The 24,668-nt window shown below is 74.8% G+C and carries 3 protein-coding genes and 1 pseudogene; all 4 read right to left on the minus strand.

Features of this window, described 5'->3' with window-relative positions:
• Positions 1–6,219 (minus strand): annotated as a pseudogene (locus tag ACGFIW_RS24685) (type I polyketide synthase); the annotation flags it as partial.
• 87 nt (positions 6,220–6,306) lie between these two features.
• Positions 6,307–21,006, minus strand: a complete 14,700-nt coding sequence (locus ACGFIW_RS24690; RefSeq protein ID WP_393320014.1) for a type I polyketide synthase — start codon at positions 21,004–21,006, stop codon at positions 6,307–6,309.
• A gap of 152 nt (positions 21,007–21,158) precedes the next feature.
• Entirely contained in the window at positions 21,159–21,557 is a 399-nt protein-coding gene (locus tag ACGFIW_RS24695; protein WP_357064895.1) for a nuclear transport factor 2 family protein, read from the minus strand.
• 122 nt (positions 21,558–21,679) lie between these two features.
• Positions 21,680–24,529, minus strand: coding sequence for an AAA family ATPase (locus ACGFIW_RS24700; protein ID WP_393320016.1), 2,850 nt, complete (start codon positions 24,527–24,529; stop codon positions 21,680–21,682).
• Positions 24,530–24,668 lie beyond the last annotated feature (139 nt).

The raw sequence follows: 24,668 nt of genomic DNA on the forward strand, positions 1-24,668 counted from the left end.
TCACCTGTCCCGGGCCGCGTCAGGAGTGCGAAGTTCGTCGTCGAGCAAGCTGAACAGTTCGTCGTCGGTGGCGGTCGCCACGTCACCGACCGCGTCGGCGGGCCGGTCCGGGGTGTCGTCCCACCGGGCGAGGATGGTGCGCAGCCGCAGGCTGATCTCAAGGCGTGCGGCGTCCCCGGCGACGAGGCCGGCGAGTTCCGCCTCCAGCCGTCCGAGGTCGTTGAGGATCCGGGGCACCGCCCGGCTCTCGTCGGCCGGATCGAGGTGGGTGATCACGTGCGCCGCCAACTCACCGGGCGTCGGATGGTCGAACACCGCCGTCGCCGCCAGCCGCAGACCGGTCACCGCGTTCAACCGGTTTCGCAGTTCGACGCCGGTCAGCGAGTCGAATCCCACCTCCCGGAACGGCCGGTCCACCGGAACCCCGGTCACGTCACCGAATCCCAGCACCGCCACGGCCTGCTCCCGGACCAGGTCGAGCACCAGCCGGAGCCGTTCCTCCCCGGACACCGACTCCACCCGCCGCAACCACTCCCGCCCGTCCGGCGCCGCCGCGGAGCCGGCGGTCGCGCGACGGGCGGCGGGCCGGACGAGTGCGCGGAACAGCGCCGGCACGGGCTTGCCGGCCGCGGCGGTCGCGCGCAGGGCACCGAGGTCGAGGCCGATCGGCACGGCCAGCGGCTCGTCGAGGCGCAGCGCCGCGTCGAACAGCGCCAGCCCTTCGGCCGTGGTGAGGGGACGCGCGCCGGAACGCTGCACACGGGCCCGGTCGGCGTCGCCAAGCTTGCCGGTGATCGTGCTTTCCGCGTCCCACAGCCCCCAGGCCAGCGAGACGGCGGGGAGACCGCGTGTGCGGCGGTGGGCGGCGAGCGCGTCGAGGTACGCGTTGGCCGCGGCGTAGTTGCCCTGCCCGGGTGTGCCGACGATGCCGGACGCCGACGAGTACAGCACGAACGCGGCGAGATCCTGGCCCACGGTCAGCTCGTGCAGGTGCCACGCGGCGTCGGCCTTGGCCCGCAGCACCCGGTCGACGTGCTCCGGTGTCAGCGACCCGAGCACCGCGTCGTCGGTCACCCCGGCGACGTGGATCACCGCGGTCAGCCGCCGCCCGGCCAGCAGCGCCGCGGCCTGGTCACGATCTGCGACGTCGCAGGCGGCGATCGTCACCTCGGCACCGGCCGCCTCCAGCTCGGCCCGCAGCTCCGGTGCGCCCGGCGCCTGCGGCCCTCGCCGTCCGGCCAGCACCAGCCGGCGGACCCCGCGCGTGGACACCAGGTGCCGGGCCAGAGCCGCGCCCAGGGTGCCGGTGCCGCCGGTGATCAGGACCGTGCCGTCCGGGTCCCAGGCCGGCGGTACGCGCAGCACCACCTTGCCGACGTGGCGGGCCTGGGCGACGAACCGGAACGCCTCCGGCGCCTGCCGCACGTCCCACGACGCCACCGGCAGGACCTGTAGCGCACCGGCGGTCACCAGCTCGACCACCTGGCGGAGCATGGTTCCGATCGCTGTCGGGCCGGCCTCGACGAGGTCGAACGCCCGGTACGTCACGCCCGGCCGGTCGGCGGCGATCGCGGCCGGGTCCCGGATGTCGGTGCGGCCCATCTCCACGAATCGGCCGCCGCCGGGCAGCAGGTCCAGCGACGCGTCGACGTACTCGCCGGCCAGCGCGTTCAGCACCACGTCCACGCCCCGGCCGCCGGTCGCGGCCAGAAAACGATCCCGGAACTCCAGCGACCGGGACGACCCGATGTGCGTGTCGTCCAACCCGAGCCCGCGGAGCACGTCCCACTTGCCCGGGCTCGCCGTCGCGAAGACCTCCGCGCCCAGGTGCCGGGCCAGTTGCACCGCAGCCATGCCCACCCCACCGGCGCCCGCGTGCACCAGCACCACATCACCCGGACGCACCGCGGCGATCTCCACCAGGCTCATCCACGCGGTGGCGAAGACGATGCCCACCGATGCCCCGGTCTCGAACGACCACCCGGCCGGCAGCGGGACGATCAGGCGGGCGTCGGCGACCGCATGGGTGCCGAACGCGCGCGGGATCAGGCCCATCACCTGGTCACCGGCGGCGAAACCGGTGACGTCCGGGGCGACCTCGGTGACCACACCGGCGCCCTCGTCACCGAGCCAGGGCGCGGCCTCGCCCGGGTACATGCCCAGGGCGATCAACGCGTCCCGGAAGTTGACCCCGGCGGCGCGGACCTCGACGCGGAGGTGGCCCGGGGCGAGCGGGCCGGTGACGTCCGCGCCGGCGGGCGCGAGGTGCAGCGCGTCGAGGGTGCCGGCGCCGGTGCTCTCCAGCCGCCACGGTCGCTCGGCCGGCGGTTCGAGGGTGTCGCCCTGCCCGGCCGCCGTCAGGCGCGGGGCGCTGACCTCGGCCTCGCCGATGCGTACGTGGTCCTCGCCGCGGCCGACCGCCTCGGCGATGTCCTCGGCGGTGAGCTTGGCCCGGTCGTTCTCCACGAGCGCGAAGCGGCCCGGGTGCTCGGCCTGCGCGGATCGGACAAGACCGCCCGCGGCGGCGTGTGCCAGGTCCCCGGAGCGGATGACGAAGGCGAGGCGGGCGTCGGCGAAACGGGCGTCGGCGAGCCAGGCGCGGGCCAGCCCGGCCACGTCGTTGACCGCGGCGCGCGGGCCGATCGCCTGTTCGACGTACGCGATGACGAGGTCCGGCACCGGGTCGGCGGCCAGCGCGGACAGGTCCGTTGCGCCGACCGGCAGCGCGGCGACGACCGGGGCGTTCGCGCCGGTCGCCGCGAGTGGCGTCCACCGCACCCGGTAGAGGTTGGCGACCGGCGCGGCCGCGGGGTCGGCGATCGGCCGCAGGGTCAGCGCGTCGACGGCGACGACGGGCGCGCCGGCCGGGTCGGTCGCGGTGAGGCTGAGTGTGTCCGCGCCCGTGGCCGTCAGGTGCACCCGCAGACTCCGCGCTCCGGTGGCGTGCAGGCGCACACCCTCGAACGCGAACGGCACCATCGGGCGATCCGCGCCGGCGCTGGTCAGCGCGACCGGGTGCAACGCGGCATCCAGCACGGCCGGGTGGATACCGAACCCGGCCAGGTCCAGGTCTGCGGGCGCGTCGACCTCCGCCCACACCTCGTGGCCCGATCGCCACGCCGTCCGCACGTTCCGAAACGCCGGGCCGTAGACCGAGCCGGCCGCGTCCAGCCGCTCGTAGAACCCGTCCAGGTCCACCGGCTCCGCACCCGGCGGTGGCCACGCCTGCGGGGCGGCGGCGGGCGACGGCCCCGTGTCCTCGGCGAGTGTCCCGGCGGCATGCAGCGTCCAGGGCTGCTCGTCATCCGGCCGGGAGTGGATCCGGACGTTCGCGTCGGCATCCACGCTGACCTGCACCTGCAACCCACCCGAGTCGGGCAGCACCATCGGCGCCTGCACCGTCAACTCGTCGACCCGGCCCAGGCCGGCCTCGTCGCCGGCCCGGATCGCCATCTCGACAAGTGCCGTGCCCGGCACCAGCAGTCGGCCCGCGATCCGATGGTCGGCCAGCCACGACTGCCCGGACCGGCTGACCCGCCCGGTGAGCACCACACCGCCACCGTCGGCCATCGCCACCGCCGCACCCAGCAACGGATGCCCGGCGGCGGCCAGCCCCAGATCCGCCGGATCGGCGGTGCCGGTCCGGTTCAGCAACCAGTACCGCTCCCGGTGGAACGCGTACGTCGGCAGGTCCACCACCCGGCCACCGGCGTTCACCGCCGCCCAGTCCACGGTGACGCCGACCGTCCACGCCCGGGCCACACCCTCGACGACCGCGACGTCCTCGTCCCGGTCCTTGACGCACAACGCGAACGCGGCCACGTCCGACTGCCCCGCCAGCCCGGTCAACGTCGCGTCGGGGCCGATCTCCAGACAGGTCCGCAGCGGCGGCAGCGCCGCCACGGCATCGGCGAACCGCACCGTCTGCCGGACATGACCGACCCAGTACTCGGGATCGGACCAGTCACCGGCCGCCGTGGACACGAACGGGATCCGCGCCGGGCCGAACGTCAGCCGCGACACCACCGCCCGGAAGTCGTCAAGCATCGGGTCCATCAACGACGAGTGGAACGCGTGCGACACCCGGAGCCGGCGTACCCGCACACCCTCGTCCCGCAACACCGCCTCGATGGCGGCGAGCCGGTCACCGGCACCGGACAACACCACCGACGACGGGCCGTTGACCGCGGCCACCGACACATCGTCGAAGCGGGCCACCTCCGCCTGCGGCAACGCCACCGACAGCATCACCCCGCCCGCCGGCAACGCCTGCATCAACGCACCCCGCGACACCACCAGCCGGGCCGCGTCCGGCAACGACAGCACGCCCGCCACGTGCGCGGCGGCGATCTCCCCCACCGAATGACCGACAAGAGCCGAGGGCCGCACACCCCACGACTCCAGCAGGCGGAACAACGCGACCTCGAACACGAACAGCGCCGGCTGCGCGAACTCCGTGCGCGCCAGCACCTCGGCGTCGTCGCCCCACACCACCGCGACCAGCGAACGCCCCAGGACCGCGTCCACCTCCGCGCACGCCTGCTCCCACGCCGCCCGGAACGCCGGGAACGACCCGGCCAGCGCCCGGCCCATCCCGAGCCGCTGCGCACCCTGACCCGCGAACAGAAAACCCACGTCGCCGGTGCCGGCCGAGGGCAGGACGCCGGAGATCTCACTGCCGCCGGGCCCGACGAGCACGCTGCGGTGCGCGAACGCCTGACGGGTCGTCGCGAGGGAGAAACCGACGTCCACACCGGAGACGTCCGCCCCGGCGACGTGGTCGCGCAGCCGGTCCACCTGGCCGCGCAGCGCCGGAGCCGAGCGGGCCGACACCGGCCACGCCACCACGGCCGGTTCCGGGCCGGACGGCGAGACGTCCACGGCGGCGGGCGCGGCCTCCAGGATCACGTGGGCGTTGGTGCCACTGGCGCTGAACGACGAGATCGCGCAGCGGCGGGCACGCCCGGTCTCCGGCCACGCAATGGCGTCGGTGAGCAACTCGACCCGGCCGGCGTCCCAGTCCACGGCCGGCGTCGGCTGGTCGATGTGCAGGGTCCGGGGCAGCCGGCCGTGACGCATGGCCAACACCATCTTGATCACCCCGGCGGCGCCGGCAGCGGCCTGGGCGTGGCCGATGTTCGACTTCAGCGACCCGAGGTAGAGCGGACGGTCGCCGTCGCGGTCCTGCCCGTAGGTGGCCAGGATCGCCTGCGCCTCGATCGGATCGCCCAGCCGGGTGCCGGTGCCGTGCGCCTCCACCGCGTCCACGTCCGCCGCGGACAGCCGAGCCGCCGCCAGCGCCTGCCGGATCACCCGCTGCTGCGACGGACCGTTCGGCGCGGTCAGGCCACTGGACGCGCCGTCCTGGTTCACCGCGGTGCCGCGAACCACACCCAGCACCCGGTGCCCGTTGCGCTGGGCGTCGGAGAGCCGCTCGACCAGGAGCACCGCGGCGCCCTCCGCCCAGCCGGTGCCGTCGGCCGCCGCGGCGAACGCCTTGCACCGCCCGTCCGGGGACAGCCCGCGCTGCCGGCTGAAGCCGATGAACACGTCCGGGGTGGCCAGCACGGTGACGCCGGCGGCCAGGGCGAGCGAGCACTCGCCCTGCCGCAGGGCCTGCGCCGCCAGGTGCAGCGCGACAAGCGACGACGAACACGCCGTGTCGACGGTGACCGCCGGGCCCTCGAAACCGAACGTGTAGGCGATCCGGCCGGAGAACACGCTGCCCGCGTTGCCGGTGCCGATGAACGCCTCGACGTCCGGCGGCACCTGATCCATCGGGGCGCCGTAGTCGTGGTACATGATTCCGGCGTAGACGCCGGTCCGGCTGCCGCGCAGGGTGCCCGGGTCGATGCCGGCGCGTTCCATCGCCTCCCACGACGTCTCCAGCAGCAGCCGCTGCTGCGGGTCCATGGCGAGCGCCTCCCGCGGGGACACTCCGAAGAACGCAGGGTCGAAGTCACCGGCGTCGTAGAGGAAGCCGCCCTGCCGGACGTACGAGGTCCCGGGCAGGTCCGGGTCGTCGCTGAACAGCCGGTCCAGTGGCCAGCCCCGGTCGGTGGGGAAATCGCCTGCCGTGTCCCGCCCGGCGTCGACGAGGTCCCACAGCTGCTCCGGTGACGTGACGCCGCCGGGCAACCGGCAGGCCATGCCGACGATCGCGATCGGCTCGGCGGTCAGCTCCTCGTTGCGGCGGCGGAGCCGGTCGCTCTCCTTCAGGGCGTTGCGCAGCGCGGTGACGACCCGGTCGGGTGCGGCGGGCGTCGGGCTGGTTCCGTTCGGCACGGTGCTCTTCCTTCCGGGCGCTCAGCGCTCGAGGTCGTCGGCGAACTGCACGAGGGCGTCGAGGTCCATGTCGTCGATGCTGATGTCGTCGACCCGGTCGCGGGGTGCGAGCGTGATCGCGGGTTCCGTGGTGGTGGCGGCCCGGCCGGCCAGGTGCAGCAGGGTGTCCAGCACCCCGGCGTCGCGGAGGCGGCCGATCGGGATGTCCGCGAGCGCCCGCCGGATCTCGTCGTCGCCGTTCGTGGTCGGCTCCGGTGCCAGCTCGGCGAGCAGGTGCCGGGCGAGCGCGTCGGGGGTCGGGAAGTCGAAGATCAGGGTGGCGGGCAGCCGCAGCCCGGCGTCGGCGGCGATGCGGTTACGCAGTTCCACAGCCATCAGCGAGTCGAAGCCCTGCTCCATGAAACCGACCTGCGGATCCACCCGGTGGGCGGCGTCGTGGCCGAGGACACCCGCCGCGTAGGTGCGCACGGTGCCGACCATCCAGTCCGGCCGGCGGTCGAACGGGATCGCGGCGAGCTGCCGGGGCAGGGCCGGCTCGGATCCGGCCGCGGCGGCCGTGGCCCGGCGGGTGGCCGTCGGCACCAGGCCGCGCAGCACGGCCGGCACGGTCTGCTCACGCAGCGCCGCCAGGTCGAGCCGCACCGGCACGACGTGCGCCCGGTCCCCGCGCACCGCCGCGTCGAACAGCGCCAGCGCGTTCGGCACCGGCAGCGGACGGATGCCGGAGCGGGCCCCGCGGGCGAGGTCGGCCGCACCCAGAGCGCCGGTGATGCCGCTGGCCGGTTCCCACAGCCCCCAGCAGAGCGAGACGGCGGGCAGCCCGGCGGCCCGCCGGTGAGCCGCCAGCCCGTCCAGCAGGGTGTTGGCCGCGGCGTAGTTGGCCTGCCCGGCATTGCCGAGAATCCCGGACAGCGACGAGAACAGCGCGAACGTCGCCGGGCGCAGCGGCCGGGTCAGCTCGTGCAGGTGGATCGCCGCGTCGGCCTTGGCGTGCAGCACCCGGTCGAGCCGGTCCGGGGTGAGCGCCCCCACGACGCCGTCGTCGACCACACCGGCGGCGTGCACCACACCGGTCAACGGGTTGTCCGGCGAGAACCGGGCCAGCACCGCGGCGAGTGCGCTGCGGTCCCCGGCGTCGCAGGCCACCACGTCGGCGTGCGTGGCTCCGGCGTCGCAGAGCTCGGCGGCGAGGTCGCCGCTCGGGTCGCCGGTGCGGCTCAGGAGCAGCAGGCGGCGTACGCCGTGGGCGGTGACCAGGTGGCGGGCGAGGAGCCGGCCGAGGGTGCCGGTGCCGCCCGTGACCAGGACGGTGCCCGCCGGGTCGAACGGCACGATGTTGGTTGGCTGGGCGGCCGGGGTCACCCGCTGCAGCAGCGGGGTGAGCAGCGCGCCGCCGCGCAGGACGGCCTGCGGGTGACCGGCGGCGAGCGCGGCGGCCAGGGTGGCCCGGGAGGCGGTGTCCCCGTCGGTGTCCAGGAGCGCGAACCGGCCGGGGTGCTCGGTCTGCGCGGAACGCACGAGCCCCCAGGCGGCGGCACCGGCCAGGTCGGTGACGTCCTCGCCGCCGGTGGAGATCGCGCCCCGGGTGACGACGACGAGGGTGGCGCCGTCGTAGCTGGGCTCGGCGAGCCACTGCCGGACGTCGGCGAGCAACTGCCGGGTGACCCGGTGGACGGCGTCGGCGGCCCCCGCGTCGTCCGGCCCGTGCCCGGGCACGGTGCGGACGACCGTCGCCGGCACCGTGCCGCCGGTCGCCACCTGCCGGGCCAGGGAGTCGAGGTGGGCGTACTCCTGGACTCCCGGGAGCGAGCTGAGGTCGTGCAGGAGGCCGAGGCCGCCCGGATCGAGAACCGCCCACCCGTCGCCGGGCCGGGCACCGCCGGGCCGGTCGACGTCGGCCGCGCGTTCCCAGCCGAGCTCGTAGAGCGGCTCCGACGTGGCGTCGCCGGACAGCGGCCGGGAGGTGAGGGCGTCCACGGTGAGCACCGGCATCCCGGCCGGGTCGGTCAGGGTCAGGGTCACGGTGTCCGGCTGCGGCCGGGTCATGCGTACCCGGACGGTCGTGGCGCCGGAGGCGTGCAGCGAGACACCGCTGTACGCGAAGGGCAACTGCACCCGGCCGTCCGCCGGGTCGCCGAGCAGAGCCGGGTGCAGGGCCACGTCGAGCAGGGCCGGGTGCACGCCGAAGCCGGCCGCGTCGGTGCTCTCGGACAGGACGGCCTCGGCGAGGAGTTCGTCGCCGTGCCGCCACGCCGCGGTCAGGCCCCGGAAGGCCGGCCCGTACGCGTAACCCCGCTCGGCCAGCGCCGGGTAGAAGGTGGTCAGGTCGACGGGTTCGGCGCCGGCCGGTGGCCATGCCTGGTCCGGGCCGGTGACCGGGGCATCGGTGTCGGTGGTCATCCGGCCGCTGGCGTGCAGCGTCCACGGCTCGTCACCGGCGTCGGCGCGCGAATGGATGCGAACGTTGCGCTCGCCGTCGACGGTCACCTGCACCTGTAGCCCGCCCACCTCCGGCAGCACCATCGGCGTCTGCAACATCAGCTCGTCGATCCGCCCGGCGGCCACCTGGTCACCGGCCCGGATCGCCATCTCCACCATCGCCGTGCCCGGCACCAGCACCCGGCCGGAGACCTCGTGGTCAGCCAGCCACGACTGCTCGGACCGGCTCACCCGCCCGGTCAGCAGCGCACCGCCGCCGTCTGCCATGGTCACCGCGGCACCCAGCAGCGGATGCCCCGCCGCGTCCAGCCCGAGAGCCGCGGCGCCGTCCGCTCCGACGGCCGATCCGGGCAGCCCGGACAGCCAGTACCGCTGACGCTGGAACGCATAGGTCGGCAGATCCACGACCCGGCCGGCGCCACCGTTCACGGCGACCCAGTCCACCGGCACACCCTGGGCCCACGCCTGGCCAACCGCCTCCAGGGTGGACACACTCTCGTCGCGGTCGGCGGCGCACAGCGCGATCACCGCCGGATCCGGCTGGGCGGTGGTCCCGCCACCGCCCGCGATCCCCAGGTAGGCGCGCATCGCGGGCAGGGTGGGGACCTCGTCGGCGGACCACGGGCGGCCGGTCCAGTACGCCGGATCCGACCACTGACCGCCCGCCGCGGGCACCACCGGAATCGCCGTACGGTGGAAGGTCAGCTCCGTGGCCGCCGCCCCCTGGGACGCGACCAGCCGGGCGGCGTCGGCCAGCGAGAGCACCCCGCTCACGTGCGCCGCCGCGACCTCGCCCACGCCGTGCCCGGCCAGCACCGAAGGCCGCACACCCCAGGACTCCAGCAGCCGGAACAGCGCCACCTCGAAGACGAACAACGCCTGCTGTGCGACGTCCGTCCGGGACAGGGCTTCGGCGTCCTCGCCCCACACGATCCCGGCCGTCGACCGGCCCGTCACCGCGTCCATCGCCGCGCACGCCTCGTCCCAGGCGGCCCGGAAGGCCGGGAACGTCGCCGCCAGCGACCGGCCCATCCCGAGACGCTCGGAACCCTGACCCGCGAACAGGAAACCCACCCCGTCCGGGCCGGCCGCCGGCACGACGCCGGAGACCTCACCACGATCGGGACCGACCAGGACCGACCGGTACGCGAACTCCTGCCGGGTCGTCGCCAGCGAGAACCCGACGTCGGTGGCGGACAGCCCGGTGACCTCGCGCAGACGGGCCACCTGGCCGCGCAGCGCCTCCGGGGAGCGGGCCGACACCGGCCAGGCCACCAACGGCGGCTCGGGCGTCGCGGCGTCCACCTCCTCGGCCTGCTCCTCGATCGGCGCGGCTTCCAGCACCACGTGGGCGTTCGTGCCACTGATGCCGAAGGCGGAGACCGCCGCGCGCCGGGGACGGCCGGTCCGGGGCCACGGCCGCGGCGCGGTCAGCAGCTCGATCCGGCCGGACTCCCAGTCCACCTCCGGCGACGGCTCGTCGACGTGCAGCGTCTGCGGCAACCACCCGTGTTGGAGGCAGAGCACGGTCTTGATGACTCCGGCGATGCCCGCCGCGGCCTGGGGGTGGCCGATGTTCGACTTGAGCGAGCCGAGGTACAGCGGGTCGGCGGCGCGATCCTGCCCGTACGTGGCCAGCAGCGCCTGCGCCTCGATCGGGTCGCCCAGCGTGGTGCCGGTGCCGTGCGCCTCGACGGCGTCCACGTCCGCCGAGGTGAGACCGGCGTTCGCCAGCGCCTGCCGGATCACCCGCTGCTGCGACAGGCCGTTCGGGGCACTGAGGCCGTTGGACGCGCCGTCCTGGTTCGTGGCGGAGGCGCGGATGACCGCGAGCACCCGGTGGGAGTTGCGGAGGGCGTCGGAGAGCCGTTCGAGCACCACCACGCCGACGCCCTCGGCCATGCCGATGCCCCCGGCGTCGGACGAGAAGGTGCGGCAACGGCCGTCGCGGGAGAGCCCGCTCTGCCGGCTGAGCCCGATGATGCCCTGGGGGGTGGACATCACGGCGACCCCGCCGGCCAGGGCGAGCGAACACTCGCCGTGCCGCAGCGCCTGTGCGGCCAGGTGCAGCGCGACGAGCGACGACGAGCAGGCGGTGTCCACGGTGATCGCCGGGCCTTCGAGGCCGAAGGTGTAGGCGATCCGGCCGGAGACGACGCTGGTGTGCCCGCCGGTGAGCAGATGTCCCTCGTACCCGTCCGGGACACGGCCGACCGAGGAGCGGTAGTCGGAGGGGTTCGAGCCGATGAACGTGCCGGTGGCGCTGCCCTTCAGCGTGGCCGGGGGGATGCCGGCCCGCTCCATCGCCTCCCACGACACCTCCAGCACAAGCCGCTGCTGCGGGTCCATGGCGGTGGCCTCGCGCGGGGCGACACCGAAGAACCCGGCGTCGAAGCCGGCGGCGTCGGCCAGGAAGCCGCCGTCGCGGGAGTACGTCTTGCCGGTGGCGGCCGGGTCGGGGTCGAAGAGACCGTCGACGTCCCAGCCGCGGTCGCGGGGGAACGGGGTGATCGCGTCCCGGCCCTCGGTGAGCAGTTGCCACAGCTCCTCCGGGGAGCTGACGTCACCGGGCAGCCGGCAGGCCATGCCGATGATGGCGATGGGTTCGCCGCTGTCCACGGTGGCCGGTGCGACGGTGACCTGTTCGACGCCGTCGGCGCCGAAGCAGCGCTCGTGCAGGTGGGCGGCGAGCGCGGCCGGCGTCGGGTAGTCGAAGGTGAGGGTGGCGGGCAGCCGCAGCCCGGTCGCGGCACCGAGGCGGTTGCGCAGGTCGACGGAGGTGAGCGAGTCGAACCCGAGGTCGCGGAAGACGCGCTCGGGCGGCACGTCGGTGTCGGCGCCGTGGCCGAGCACGGCCGCGGCCTGGGCGCGGACCAGGTCGGTGAGCTCGCGGTCGCGGTCGGCCGGCGGCATGCCGCGCAGGCGGGCGAGCAGCGCGGAGGTGTCGCGGTCGTTGCCTTCCGGTGGCTCCGTCTCGGTCAGCGCCTCGGGGATCTCGGCCAGCAGCGGGCTGGGCCGCGACGCGGTGAACAGCGTGGTGAACGTGGGCCAGTCCACGTCGGCGACGGCGACTGTGGTCTCGTCGCGGTCGAGGATCTGCCGCAGCGCGGCGCAGGCCGCGTCCGGGTCGAGCAGCGGCAGGCCCTGCGCCCGGGCCCGGTCGGTGATGGTCTTGCGGTCGGCGGCGCTGAGGCTGTCCCAGTCGTTGTACGCGTCCCAGATGCCCCACGCGATCGAGGTCGCCGGGAAGCCGTCCGCCCGGCGGCGTTCGGCGAGGGCGTCGAGGTGGGCGTTGGCGGCGGCGTACGCGGCATGGTTGCCGCTGCCCCAGAGCGCCGCGATCGACGAGAAGAGCACGAACGCGTCGACGCCGTCGTGGCGCAGCAGCGCGTCGAGGTGGTCGGCGCCGGTCGCCTTGGCGGCGAGCACGGCGGCCAGGTGTTCGGGGGTGGCGTCCGCGACGGCGGCGAGTTCGGCGTGCACGGCGGCGTGCATGACGGTCCGGACCGGGTCGCCGTCGGCGTCGAGTCGGGCGAGCAGCGCGGCGACCGACTCGCGGTCGGCGACGTCGCAGGCGGCGACGGTGACCCGGACGCCGAGCGCGGTGAGCTCGCGCTGGAGGTCGTCGGCGCCGGGGGCGGCAGCGCCACGGCGGCTGGTGAGCACCAGGTGCCGGGCGCCCTCGTGGGCGAGCCAACGGGCGATGCGGGCGCCGAGCGCGCCGAGCCCGCCGGTGATCAGGACGGTGCCGTCGGGGTCCCAGCGAGCCGGGGCGGACGCGCCGGCGAGCGGGTCACGCACCATCCGGCGGGCGAGGACGCCGGTGTCCCGGACGGCGACCTGGTCCTCGCCGCCGTCGGCGAGGACGCCGCAGATGCGCCGGGTGACGCGGCCGTCCACGGTCGCGGGCACATCGATGAGCCCGCCCCAGAGCGCGGTGTCCTCCAGGGCGGCCACCCGTCCGAGCCCCCAGGTCTGCGCCTGGACCGGGCTGGTCGGGTGGTCGTCGCCGCCGGTACCGACCGCGCCCCGGGTGAGGGCCCAGACGGGTGCGGCGGCGCCGATCGAGCGCAGCGCCCGAAGGAGGGCGAGGGTGCCGGCCAGGCCGGTGGGCACCGCCGGGTGGCCGGGCAGCGGGCGCTCGTCGAGGGCCCAGAGGGAGAGCACGCCGTGTGGCTGGGGCGCGTCGGTCAGGGCGTCGCGCAGTCGTCCGGCGAGGGTGTCGGGGTCGGTGTCGGCCGCTTCGACGACGAGCCGGACGGTACGCGCGCCGCGGGCCTCGATCGCCTCGGTGACCGTGTCGGCGAGGTCGTCGGTGCCGTTGCCGGGGATCAGGACCAGCCAGGTGCCGGACAGCACCGGCACCGCGCTGACCGGGACGGGCCGCCACTCGACGCGGTAGCGCCAGGAGTCGATCGTGGTGTCCGTCCGGCGGCGTCGTCGCCACCCGGACAGCGCCGGCAGCACCCGTTCGAGGTCGTCGCGCCCGGTGCGCAGGGAATCGGCGAGCGATTCGAGATCCTCGCGGTCGACGGCCTCCCAGAACCGCGCCTCCACCTCGTCGGTGCCGGTCACCGCGGCACCCGCCGGGTCCGCCTGTAGCCAGTAACGGCTGCGTTGGAAGGCGTAGGTGGGCAGCTCCACGTGCGGCGCGGCGCCGAACAACGCGTCGAACCGGACCGGGATGCCATAGGCGTACGCCTCGCCGAGGCTGGTGACGAACCGCCGTGCCCCGCCGTCACCACGCCGCAGCGACCCGACCGCCTCCGGGATGCCGATGGTCAGCACCGGATGCGAGCTGCACTCCACGAAGGTGTCGAACCCGTCCGCCCGCAACACCTGCACCGTCCCCGCGAACTCCACCGTCTGCCGCAGGTTCCGGAACCAGTACTCGCCGTCCATCGTCGACGTGTCGACCACCGACGCGGAGACTGTCGAGTACAACGGGATCCGCGACCGCCGCGGCTCGATCCCGGCGAGCACCTCGATCAGCTCGGCACGCAGCACCTCGACGTGCGGCGAGTGCGACGCGTAGTCCACCTTGACCGGCCAGACCCGCACCCCGGCCTGCTCCCAGCCGGCGACCAGCGCGTTCACCCCGGCCGGATCGCCGGAGATCACGACGGATTCCGCCGCGTTCACGGCCGCGATCGCGACACCCTCCGGCAGCACCGCCCGCACCCGCTCGGGTGGCAGCGCCACCGCCGCCATCGCACCCTTGCCGGCCAACCGGGAGGCGATCACCTGGCTCCGCAGGCCGACCACCCGGGCACCATCGGCGAGCGACAACGCACCCGCGACCACCGCCGCCGCGATCTCCCCCTGCGAGTGACCGATCACCGCCGCCGGTGTCACACCGAACGACTCCCACAACCGGGCGAGGGACACCATCACCGCCCAGGACGCCGGCTGCACCACATCCACCCGCGACAGATCACCCGACAGCTCGGTGAGCAGATCCCAACCGACCACCGGCCGCAACGCATCCGCACACTCGGCCAGCGCATCCGCGAACACCGGGAACACCCCGGCCAGTTCCACACCCATCCCGGCCCACTGCGCGCCCTGACCGGGGAACACGAACACCGGACGGCCCGGCGAAGCGGCGTGCACCACCCCCGACACGCTCGGGGTGCCGGCCTCGATCGCCGCCAGGCCGGCGAGCAGCTCGGCCGAGGTGGCACCGACCACCACCGCGCGGTGTTCCAACGCGGCCCGGGTCCGGACGAGCGACGCGCCGACGGCGGCCGGGTCGAGGTCGGTCGCGTGCGCCCGCAGCCGGGCGGCCTGGGCGCGCAGGGCCTGTGGGTCGCGGGCGGACAGCACCCACGGCACCACGCCGTCGCCGATCACGGGCGGGCTGGCGGGTGCCGGACGGGCGGCCTCGGGGCCCGGGAACTCCAGCACCACGTGGGCGTTGGTGCCGCTGGCGCCGAAACCGGAGACGGCAGCACGGCGGGGCGCGCCGGTCTCCGGCCACGGCAGCGCCTCGGTGAGCAGGGTGACGTCCCCGGCGTCCCAGTCGATCCGGGACGAGGGCAGGTCCACGTGCAGCGACTTCGGCAGGGTGCCGTGCCGCATCGCCATGACCATCTTGATCACGCCGCCGACGCCGGCCGCGGCCTGGGCGTGCCCGATGTTCGACTTCAGCGAGCCGAGGTACAGCGGGCGGTCTGCGGTGCGCTCCTGCCCGTACGTGGCCAGCAACGCCTGCGCCTCGATCGGGTCACCAAGCGTCGTACCCGTGCCGTGCGCCTCCACCGCGTCCACCTCGGCAGCGGACAGACCCGCGTCGGCCAACGCCTCCCGAATCACCCGCTGCTGCGACGGACCATTCGGCGCCGTCAACCCGTTCGACGCACCATCCTGATTCACCGCCGAACCCCGCACCACCGCCACCACCCGATGCCCGTTACGCCGCGCATCGGAAAGCCGCTCCACCAGCAGCACACCGACACCCTCGGCCCAGCCGGTGCCGTCCGCCGCGTCGGCGAACGGCTTGCAGCGCCCGTCCGCGGCGAGCCCCTGCTGACGGCTGAACTCGGCGAACACGGTCGGGCTGGACATCACCGTGACCCCGCCGGCCAGGGCCATGTCGCATTCGCCCTGGCGCAGCGACCGGACGGCCAGGTGCAGCGCGACGAGCGAGGACGAGCACGCGGTGTCCACCGTGACCGCCGGGCCCTCCAGACCCAGGGTGTACGCGACCCGGCCGGACGCGACGCTGGCCGAGGTGCCGGTGGCCAGGTAGCCCTCGACGCCCGCGGGCAGCCGGGTCACCTGGCTCGCGTAGTCGTGGTACATCACACCGGCGAACACACCGGTGCGGGTGCCGTGCAGTGTCCCCGGGTCGAGGCCGGCACCCTCGACGGCCTCCCACGACGTCTCCAGCAGCAGCCGCTGCTGCGGGTCCATGGCCAGCGCCTCCCGCGGGGAGATGCCGAAGAACCCGGCGTCGAAGTCGGCCGCGTCGTGCAGGAAGCCGCCCTCGCGGACGTACGAGGTGCTGACGCCCCCGTTCGCGGCGAAGAGCGCGTCGAGGTCCCACCCACGGTTCGCCGGGAACGCGCCGATGACGTCGGCGCCGTCCGCCACGACCTGCCACAGGTCGTCCGGCGAGCCCACCCCGCCGGGGAACCGGCAGGCCATGCCGATGATCGCGATCGGCTCGTCGGTGGCCGTCGCCGGGACCGCGCGGGCGCCTGCCGGCGGGGCGGTGCCGTCGCCGAGCACGCTGATCAGGTGGGCGGCCAGCCTGGCCGGGGTGGGGTGGTCGAAGACGGTGGTGGCGGCCAGCCGGATCCCGGCGGCGGCGTTGAGCCGGTTGCGGAGTTCGACCGCGGCGAGCGAGTCGAAGCCCAGGTCCCGGAACGACCGGTCGGGCGGCACCGCCCCGACCGAGTCGTTGCCGATGACGGTGCTCGCGTGCCGGCGCACCAGGTCGAGCGCGGCGAGGTCACGCTGGTCGGCCGGGAGGGCGTGGAAGCGGCGGCCGAACTCGGAGTCGGTGGCGGCGCGGCGGCCCCCGGCAGCGCGGCGGCGAGCGGCCGGCACCAGGTCGGTCAGCAGCGGAGAGACGGCGTCGCCCGCCTCGCGCGTCGCCGCCAGGTCCAGGCGGGCGGCGAGAACCGCGGCCGGTCCGGCGGTCAGCGCCGCGTCGAGCAGGGCCAGGCCGTCCGCGGTGGACATCGGGGCGATGCCGGTACGCGCCAGCCGGCGACGGTCGCCCTCGGCGAGGTGACTGGTCAGGCCACTGGCCTCGGCCCAGTGACCCCAGGCGATCGACACCGCGGGCAGTCCCTGGTCGCGGCGGTGGGCGGCGAGGGCGTCGAGGTAGGCGTTCGCCGCGGCGTAGTTCGCCTGCCCGGCGGTGCCGAGCGTCCCGGCCGCCGACGAGAACAGCACGAACGCGGTGAGTGGCGCGTCGGCGGTCAGCTCGTGCAGGTGCGCGGCCGCGTCCGCCTTGGGGCGCAGCACACCGGTGACCCGGTCGGCGGTCAGGGCGGACAGGACGCCGTCGTCGAGCACGCCGGCCGTGTGCACGACGGCGGTGAGCGGATGCCCCGGGTCGACCAGGCGCAGCGCGGCGGCGAGCGCGTCCCGGTCGGCCACGTCGCAGGCCAGAATGTCGACCTGCACACCCCGGGCGGACAGGTCTTCGACGAGGCCGGTGGCACCCGGCGCGTCCGGTCCGGTGCGGCTGAGCAGCAGCAGGCGCCGGATGCCGTGCGCGTCGACGAGGTGGCGGGCGACGAGCGCGCCGAGGGTGCCGGTGCCGCCGGTGACGAGCACGGTGCCGGACGGGTCGAGCGGGTCGCCGCTTCCCGGTGTCACCGGCGACAGGCGCGGGGCGTGCGGCACGCCGTCGCGTACGGACAGTTGCGGTTCGGTGCGGGCGAGGGCGGACCCGATGCCGGGCAGGCCCGGATCGGCGGGGCCGGCGTCGAGTTCCAGCAGCGCGAACCGGCCGGGTTGCTCGGTCTGCGCGGACCGGATCAGCCCCCACACGGCGGCGTGGCCGAGGTCGCCGCGGCGGGTGACGAACGTCAGCCGGCTCCGCGCGTGGCGCTCGTCGGCGAGCCAGTTCTGGGCGAGCGTCAGCGCGTGGGCGGCGGCCCGGTGCGGGCCGACGTCGGCGGGCATCTCGGCGAGGACCACGTCGGCGACGGTCTCCTCGTCGGCGGGTCCGGTCGCGCCGGCCGGCAGCACCGCGACGCTGGGCGCGGGGACGCCGGTGAGCGCGGGGACCGGCACCCATTCGGTGTGCAGGAGGGTGCCGGCGGACGTCTGCGGCGCGGCACCCGGGGCGCGCAGCGCGAGGGACTCCACAGTGGCCACCGGCTCACCGTCCGCGTCGGCCAACCGAACCGTGACGGTGCCGTCGCCGGTCGGGGTGACGTGCACGCGAACCGTCTCGGCGCCGGTGGCGTGCAGGGTGACACCGCTCCAGGCGAACGGCAGCCGCAGCCCGTCCGAGCCGCCGGACGGGAGCAGCACGGTGTGCAGGGCGGCGTCCAGCAGCGCGGGGTGCAGGCCGAAGCCGTCCGGCCGGTTGCCGTCGGGCAGCGTGGCCTCGGCGTAGACGGTGTCGCCGTCGGTCCAGGCGGCGGTGAGCCCCTGGAAGGCCGGGCCGTACCGGTAGCCCCGGTCGAGCAGGCCGGCGTAGAAGTCGTCGAGCGGGACGGGCTGGGCCCCGACCGGCGGCCAGGCGCGCAGGTCGAACCCGGGCGCGACGGTGGACGGGGTGAGGGTGCCACTGGCGTGGCAGGTCCAGGGCGCCGTCTCGTCGGCGGCGCGGCGGCCGTGCACGGTGACGGTACGCCGGCCGCCGGATTCGGCCGCGCCCACCGCGATCTGCACGTCGACTCCCTCGCGGGCGGGGATCTCGAGGGGCGTGTGCAGGGTGAGGTCCTCGACGACCGGGCTGCCGATCTCGTCGCCGGCCCGGGTGGCCAGTTCCACGAAGGCGGCGCCGGGAAACAGCACGTGCCCGTCGACGGCGTGGTCGGCGAGCCACGGGTGGGTGCCCAGCGAGACCCGGCCGGTGAGCAGCGCGCCGTCGGCTCCGGCGAGGCGGACCGCGGCGGTGAGCAGCGGGTGGCCGGCGCCGCCCGGACCGCCGGGGGTGGGACGCAGCCAGTAGCGCTCCCCGCCGAAGGGGTAGGTGGGCAGGTCGACGATCGGGCCGTCGCCGACCAGCCGGTCGAAGTCGACAGGCACCCCGGCGACGAAGGCGTCCCCCAGGCTGGTCAGGAACCGATGCGCGCCACCGTCGTCGCGGCGCAGGGAGCCGATGCCGGTGGTCAGCACCGGGTGGGAGCTGCACTCGATGAACGTGTCGAAACCGTTCGCCCGCAGCACCTCGACCGTGGACGCGAACTCCACCGTCTGCCGCAGGTTCCGGTACCAGTACGCCGCGTCCATCGTCTCGGTGTCGAGCACACCCCCGGTCACCGTCGAGTAGAAGGGCACCGCCGACGCGCGCGGAGTGATCGTCCGCAGCGCGTCCAGAAGCTCGTCGCGGAGCACCTCCACCTGCGGTGAGTGCGAGGCATAGTCCACCGCGACGCGGCGCACCCACACCTGCGCGGCCTCCCAGCGCGTCACCAGCGCGTCGATCTCGCCCGGGTCACCGGAGATCACCACCGAGGTGGGACCGTTGACGGCGGCGACCGCGACACCGCCGGTCAGCGCGGCCCGCACCTCGTCCACCGGCAGACCGATCGCGGCCATCGCGCCCCGGCCGGCGAGCCGCGCCGCGATCACCTGGCTGCGCAGGCCGACGATCCGGGCACCGTCGGCAAGCGACAGCGCGCCGGCGACCACGGCGGCGGCGATCTCACCCTGCGAGTGGCCGACGACCGCGGCGGGGGTCACCCCGAAGGACTCCCACAGTCGGGCCAGGGACACCATGACCGCCCAGGACGCCGGTTGCACCACCTCCACCCGCGACAGGTCCCCGGCCAGCTCGGTGCGCAGATCCCAGCCCACCACGGGTCGCAGGGCCTCGGCGCACCGGTCCAGCGACTCGGCGAACACCGGGAAGGAGGCAGCCAGCTCCAGACCCATGCCGGCCCACTGGGCGCCCTGGCCGGGGAACACGAACACCGGACGTGCGGCCGACTCGACCACCCCGTCGCCGGGCACGATCGAGCCCAGGCCGGCGACCAGGTCCTCGCCCGTCGACGCCACCACGACCGCGCGGTGACCCAGCAGGGCCCGGGTGCGGAGCAGGGACCGGGCCACCGCCGCCGGGTCGGCGTCCCCCGTCGAATCACGCAGCCGCTGTGCCACCGCGAGGAGTGCCTGCGGGCTGTCGGCACTGAGCACGAACGGCAGCGGCGTGGGCGCCGGGGTGGGCGGCTCCTGCGCGTCGGCGGGCTCGTCGGCCTGCTCCAGGACGATGTGGGCGTTGGTGCCGCTGATGCCGAACGACGAGACGCCGGAGCGCCGGGGCTCACCGGTCTCCGGCCACGACCGCGCCTCGGTCAGCAGCGACACACCGCCGGACTCCCAGTCCACGTGGGAGGACGGCGGGTCGGCGTGCAGGGTGCGCGGGAGCGTGCCGTGCCGCATCGCCATGACCATCTTGATCACACCGGCCACACCGGCCGCCGCCTGGGTGTGCCCGATGTTCGACTTGACCGACCCGAGCCACAGCGGGCGGCCGGGCTCGCGGCCCTGCCCGTACGTGGCCAGCAGCGCCTGCGCCTCGATCGGGTCGCCGAGCCGGGTGCCGGTGCCATGCGCCTCGACCGCGTCGACCTGCGCCGGGGTGAGTCCCGCGTCGGCCAGCGCGCGGCGGATGACGTCCTCCTGGGCCTCGTCGTTCGGCGCGGTGAGGCCGTTCGACGCGCCGTCCTGGTTGACCGCCGAGCCACGGATCACGGCCAGGACCCGGTTGCCCTGCCGGCGCGCCTCGGAGAGCCGTTGCAGCAGCAGCATGCCGACGCCCTCGGCCGGCCCGAAACCGTCGGCGGCGTCGCCGAAGGCCCGGCACCGACCGTCGGCGGACAGGCCCTGCTGTCGGCTCAGGCTGACGATCCAGTTCGGCGCGGCCATCACCGTGACACCGCCGGCCAGCGCCATCTCGCACTCGCCGTGCCGCAGCGCCCGCACCGCGAGGTGCAGCGCGACAAGCGACGACGAGCAGGCGGTGTCCACGGTCACGGCCGGGCCGCGCAGCCCGAAGGTGTACGCGATCCGGCCGGACAGCACGCTCGTGGTGTTGCCGACCGCGAGGTATCCCTCAAGGTCCTCGGCGGCCGGGTCGCCGTGCCGCGGCGCGTACTCCTGGGGGGCCGCGCCGACGAACACGCCGACGTTCCCACCGTGCAGCGCGGTGGGGGCCACCCCGGCGCGCTCCAGCGTCTCCCACGACGTCTCCAGCAGCAGCCGCTGCTGCGGGTCCATCGCCAGTGCCTCGCGCGGCGAGATGCGGAACAGCCCGGCGTCGAACCTGGCGGCGTCGTCCAGGAACCCGCCGCCGCGCAGGTAACTCTTGCCACCGGCCAGCGGATCCGGGTCGTACAGCCCGTCGAGATCCCAGCCCCGGTCGTCGGGCAGCGGCGAGATGCCCTCCGCGCCGTCTGCCAGCAGCTGCCAGAGCTGCTCGGGCGAGCCGACGCCGCCGGGGTACCGGCAGCCCATGCCGACGATCGCGATCGGCTCCCGCCGGCGCTCCTCGGACGCGGTCAGCCGCTGCCGGGTCTGGCGCAGGTCGGCGGTGACGCGCTTGAGGTAGTCGCGGAGCTTGTCTTCGTCGGCACTCGTGGCAGGCATGAACGCAACTCCCGGACGATGGGTGTGGGTGACTCGCGGGTAGCGCCGAGCCGGCGTGGAGTCGGTGTGCATTGATCCTGGGCTGGGGCGGCGGTCACCACCTCGGGGACGGCCCCCGGCCGCCACCCCAGCCTTCGTCGCCCCGGGTTCGCTCAGCCGGCGACCGGGGTCACGTCGGTGGCGCCCCAGTAGGCGTGCATGGCCTCGATGGTGCCGTCCCGCCCCACCTCGAACGTGGACACGACGTTGACCGAGAGCCGGGATCCGGCCGGGCCCTGCGGGTTGTTGATGGTGGCGGTCAGCGGGATCGCGACGCTGCGCTCGTCCTGGGCGCCGGTGGGGACGCCGGGCACGTCCTTGGTGCCGAAGTCGTGCACCAGGCGGTGGAAGTAGGCGCGCAGCCCTTCCTCGCCGCTGACCAGCGGGATACCCACCGGGTCGGCGATCACCGCGTCCGGCGAGAAGAGCTTCATCAGTCCGTCGATGTCGCCGGCGTTGACTCGCTCGAAGTATTCGAGCACCACCGCCTTGCGCTGAGCATCATCCGGCACGGTGTCCTCCTGGATCTGGTCGGTGAGATGTCCGTGCCAGTCTGGGAGGGCCCGGTGTCCGGGCGGCTCGGGTCGGGCCCCAGCCAGGGCCCCAGGGTTTGCCCCCGGGGCCCCGGGCCCGGTCAGGTACGCGCCAGCGCGTCCCGCAGTTCCTCGCGCGACGTGATGCCGAGTTTGCGGTACGCCTGGCTGAGGTGCCACTCGACGGTCTTGACGGTGACGAACAGGATCCGGGCGATCTCCCGGTTGCGTTTGCCCTCGGCGGCGAGCAGCGCCACCCGGTGTTCGCGCGGGCTCAGGCCGGCGAGCCCGGTACGGGCCGACTCGCGGACCCGGACACCCATCGTGGCGAGCTGCTGGCGGGCCTTCTTGGCCAGTACCCGGGCGCCGGTCGCCTCGGCGATGTCGTTCGCCGTCCGCAGCCGCGTCCGGGCCCGCTGCGACTCCCCCGCTCCCCGCAGCGCGATGCCGAGCTGGATCAGCACCGTGCACTCGTCGATCAGCGCGCCGGTGCCCTCCAGCAGGGTCGCCGCCTCTTCGAGCAGGTCGAGTTGCGGGCCGTCGGTGACGGTCCGGGCGTACGCGCCGAGGGCGGTGCCGATGACCCGGTCCTCACCGAACGCGCGCGCCGCGGTCAGGTGCCGGTGCGCGAGGCGGCGGGCCTCGTCGCGGCGGCCCAGGTCGGCAAGCGCCTCGACGGCGGGCACCGACGGGCTGAACGCCGGGCAGCGGGCGCCCCAGTCTTCCAGCAGCTCGTTGGTGCGGAGCAGGTCGAGGGCGCCGGCCTCGGCCAGGTTCTGTGCGATGTGGAACCGGCCGCGGGCCAACATCAGCGGCAGGAACAGCACCTGGTGCGGGATCTCGGCGCTCATCCCGTACCGCTTGAACGCGTCCACCGCGCCGCTTGTCTGGTTGCGCAGCAACAGCAGTTCGGTGAGCGCGAGCACGGCGAACGGGCGGCCCAGCGCCGGCAGGTCGTCGGGCATCGCGCCGGCAAGCACGCCTGTGGCGTCACCGTCGGCCTCGGCGAGCATGCCGCGGTTGAGGTGCACGTACGCGCGGAGCGATCGCAGGTCGTCGGACGCCAGGCCCAGGCGCAGCCCCTCGGCCCGCTGGATGGCGTCGTCGAGCACCGCGCCCGCCTCCGGCAGCCGGCCGCAGCAGTACAGGCACAACGCGATCAGCCAGGCGGCCTGGGCGCCGCCGTCGGGTTCGCGGACCAGCGGACCCTGCAGCAAGGCGTCCTCGCAGAGCGGGATGACGTTGGTGGCCGGTTCGCCGTTGAACAGCGCTTCGAACGCCTGCTGTGCGCGCAGCAGCGCCAGCGCTCCCACCGCCGCGTCCGGGCCCGCGTCGCCGAACTCGGCGAGCGCGCTCTCCGCGACCGGCCGGGTCGCCGAGGTCAGCTGGGCGATCTTGATGATCTCGGCGTGCAGCTGGTTGGCCAGGTCGGGGTGCTGGTCCTGCGCCTCCAGCCGGACGTCCTGGAGAACGTCCAGGGCCTCCTTGTAACGGACCGCGGCGGTGAGCGCGCCGCTGAGGTTCAGGGCGATCGACGCGCGGGCGGCGGTCTCGACCGTCAGGTCCAGGGCCTGGGTCAGGTGCTCGACCGCGCCGGCGTCCCGGGCGCGGTGTTCCGCCTCGCCGAGGTGGGCGAGCAGCCGGGGCAGCATCTCGGCCGACACGGCCTCCTGCTCGGCCCGGCGGAACAACGCCACCGCGAGGGTGAAGTCGCCGAGCCGCAGCGCGCGCTGCCCGGCCGCGATGAGCACCTCGGCGACCCGGCTGTCGTTGGACGGCGGGGCGTGCAGCAGGTGCTCGGCGACCTGCTCGGGCGGCGCGCCGCTGCTGGCCAGCGTGCGCGCCGCGCTGGTATGTGCGCGGTAGCGGCTGGTGCGGGGCATGTGCTCGTAGACCGCGTTGCGCACGATCGGGTGCACGTAGCGCAGGTGGGTGTCGGACTCCACCACGCCGATGTCGATCAGCACGCTGGCCGCCTCGGCGACCTCGTGCCGGGACAGGCCGGTCACGCCGGCGAGCTGGTCGAAGTCCCCGGAGTTGCCGAGCACCGCCAGGCCACGGGCGAGGGTGGTGGCGTTGTCCACGTGCTCCTGGGACGCGCGCTGCACCCAGCGGTGCACGACGCGGGCGACGTTGCGCGGGCCGGCCCGGGCCACCAGGGCGGGGCTCAACGGCCGCTCGGCGCCGCTCTCCGCCCGGATCTCGCTGATCAGCTCGTGCAGGAAGAACGGGTTGCCGCCGGTGGCCTGGTGGCAGACCCGGACCAGGGCGTCGTCGGGCAGGAAGCCCAGGGCCGAGGCGAGCACCTCGCGGACGCCCTCCTCGCTGAGCACGCCGACCGGCAGCAGGTGCACGGCGGGCGATGTCACGAACGCGTGCGTGACGTCGGCGTTGTAGCCGCGGTCGACAGACGCCGTGGTCGCCACGCACAGGATCGACTGCTGCTCGAGCCGACCCTCGATGTAGTGCAGGAAGCGCAGCGACGGGCCGTCGGCCCAGTGGATGTCGTCGAGAAGGAGCAGCAGCGGCTGGCGGTCGGCGAGGTTGACGAGCATCCGGTAGAGCCCTCGCAGCACCGACTGCTCACGCGCCGGGTCGTCGCTGTGCGGCTCGCCGCTGTGCGGGCCGGGCGGCGTCTGGTGGTGGTGGAACAGTGGCGCGGCGAGCGCGGCCGCGCCGGTGAACACCGCGGCCCGGTCCTCCTCGGTCATGGACGACAGGTGGTATTCCAGGAGCTGCCGGACGACGCCGTACGGAAATCCGGTCTCGAACTCGCTGCCGCGCGCCTGGAGGATCGCGAAACCCTCGACCGCGCCACGGTCCTTGACCGCCTTCAGAAGGGCGGTTTTACCGGTGCCGAAATATCCCTCGACCAGGACGAGCGCACCGGCGTTGCGGTGGCAGGCCTGGAAGGCGTCGTCGATGACCCGGAGCTGGTGTTGTCGCTCCACCACTAGTGTACTGTCGGTTCGCAACTTGATTCTCGTTTGCGTCACTGAGGACCCCCCGTTCCCGTTAGCAACACTCACAGACGGGCCGTCGGGCGAAGCGGCGCTCGTTGCTCTCCCAGAGGACCACCGGCTGCGTCTG

Origin of the sequence: Micromonospora sp. NPDC048935 (genome assembly GCF_043197875.1) — a bacterium.
Taxonomy (GTDB): Bacteria; Actinomycetota; Actinomycetes; order Mycobacteriales; family Micromonosporaceae; genus Micromonospora.

Coding starts and splice junctions, on each gene's coding strand:
- ACGFIW_RS24690 (WP_393320014.1), bottom strand. CDS start 21,006: ATGCCTGCCACGAGTGCCGACGAAGACAAGCTCCGCGACTACCTCAAG.